Origin of the sequence: uncultured Thiodictyon sp. (assembly GCF_903828115.1) — a bacterium.
Classification (GTDB): Bacteria; Pseudomonadota; Gammaproteobacteria; order Chromatiales; family Chromatiaceae; genus Thiodictyon.
This window is the reverse complement of the sequence record NZ_CAIKKU010000416.1, coordinates 1-2,071: the sequence shown is the minus strand read 5'-3', so window position 1 is coordinate 2,071 and position 2,071 is coordinate 1. Positions and strand designations below refer to the sequence as shown.

Here is a 2,071-nt window from a genome sequence, read left to right as displayed (position 1 = left end):
TGCACCGCTTCTCCGATTACGACAACGACTACGACAACGACAACGACAACGACAACGACAACGATTGTGCTTAGCTTGCTCTTGACGCGATACTGATCCACCCGCGGTGCCCTACCGCCCCCACAACACCGCATCCACATAGCGCTTGACCTGGAGGTGGGCCGGGGTGTCGATGTTGGTGAATTGCAGGCTGGTCTGAAATCCGTCCGCACCGGCCTGAGCCCGCACCACCTTGGCGTAGAGATCGCCCATCGACTCCCCGTGGAGGCTCGGCGCGAGATCCGCGACCAGATCGGTACCGCGCCCCAAGGCGCACGGGAGTTCGATCAGGAAGCCGTGGTAACCCAGGTCCAGCACCCGCCCCGACAGCGGTTCCGGGACTATGTGCTTACCGACGAGGCGCCGCAGTTCCAAGGGAAAGTCGACCCGCACCCGCGGCGAGCGGCGCACCTCCACCTGCGGCACCACCAGGCGTCGCGGGTAGTTCACGCAGTGCAGCTCGTAAAGGACCACGGGCGCCGACTTGCCCTTGACCCGTACCTCATTGACCGCGCCGACCTCGATGTGGTCGCGCGCCGCGGCGTGGCACGACTCACTGAGGAGGATCTGACCGCGCAGGCTGAAGGACTCCATGCGCGCAACCACGTTCACGGTGTCACCGATCACGGTGTACTCGCTGTGCTGACGGGAGCCGAAACTGCCCGCCATCACCTCCCCGGTGTTGACCGCGATGCCCACATAGAGCCGGGGCTCCCCGCGCGCCACCGACTCCAGGTTGAGTGCCACCATGGCGTGCTGCATCTCCACCGCGCAGGCCAGGGCGTGCAGCAGGTCATCCGGGCGGCGCTCGGGGGCGCCGAAGAGCGCCATCACCGAGTCGCCCATGAACTTGTCGATGACGCCCCCGTGACGCTTGATGACCCGCCCCATCACCGAGAAGTAGCGATTCAGCAGGCCGATGACGGTCGGCGCGGGCAGGGTTTCGGTCAGCGCCGTGAAGCCGCGGATATCGGCCAGCACGATGGTCGCGTGAGTCCCGGTGATCGGCTGGGATTCCAGCAGGAACTCATCGATCAGCCCGTCCAGGCGATGGCGCAAGGCGCCATGCCGGAACGCGGCGCCGGACTTGTCGCAGACCTCGGCGACCACGCGCGCGACCCCGGCGAGGAACAGTTCACGATTCTGATGCAACATCTTTAGGCTCGGCTTTTTTGCGGTACGTCGTTGAGCTTCAGCATGACACATGGGTGAGCACGCACCTTGTGTCGGCGTGGCAGTTCGGGCAACCGAAAAACGGCCTACACTTCCCGCGACGACAAGCCCAGCGCAACGACCGGGCTCCCCGGCCCCAAGACCGCCCCAAGACAGACCAAGCGAGGCCCTTCATGACCCATCACTCCGCCCCCCGCGGCACCGACCCGTGGCGCCCGCCCCGCGCGCAAGCAAGGTTTGCGCCGCTGTGCCTGGCGCTCTGCCTGAGCCCGGGCCTGGTCAGCGCCGCCGAGAGCCGCATCGAGTTGCGCGACGGCAGCGTCATCAGCGCCGACCTGGTCGGGGTCGGCGATGGTGTCTACCGGGTCCGTAGCGCGGCCTTGGGCGAACTCACGATACCCGAGGCCAAGGTGCTCGCGATTCGTCCCGCGACCGCCGACGCCGCGGCACCGACCAGCGCCGCGGCACCGAACCCGGCCGGAGGCGCCAGTGCTCAGACGCCCGACCTCGCGGCCATCCAGCAGCAACTACTGGGCAACCCGCAGACCATGGAGGCCATCACCCACCTGCAGAGCGACCCGGGCATCCAGGCGGCCCTCGCCGATCCGCAATTCGTGGCGATGATCATGTCCGGCAATGTCGAGGCGCTGCGCACGGACCCGCGTTTTCAGCGCCTGCTGGAGAACCCGGCGATCCGGGCCCTTATCGGCCAGGTGATGGGGCCCTAAGTAACGAGTCATAAACAAGGTAAACAAGGGATAGCGTCGTTGTCGTTGTCGTTATCGTTGTCGTTGTCGTTGTCGTTGTCGTTGTCGTTGTCGTTGTCGTTGTCGGGTTATCGTAGCGCCACGGATGCTCT

General features: G+C 65.9%; 2 protein-coding genes. One reads left to right on the top strand and one right to left on the bottom strand.

From position 1 onward, the window contains the following. Positions 1-111 precede the first annotated feature (111 nt). Positions 112-1,194: an adenylate/guanylate cyclase domain-containing protein gene (locus tag QZY48_RS15365; protein WP_295432330.1), complete on the bottom strand. Its 1,083-nt coding sequence runs from the start codon at positions 1,192-1,194 to the stop codon at positions 112-114. Positions 1,195-1,385: 191 nt separating this feature from the next. Between QZY48_RS15365 and QZY48_RS15360 the strand changes: the two genes are divergently transcribed. Further along, entirely contained in the window at positions 1,386-1,940 is a 555-nt protein-coding gene (locus QZY48_RS15360; protein WP_295432327.1) for a hypothetical protein, read from the top strand. The last annotated feature ends 131 nt before the right edge of the window (positions 1,941-2,071 follow it).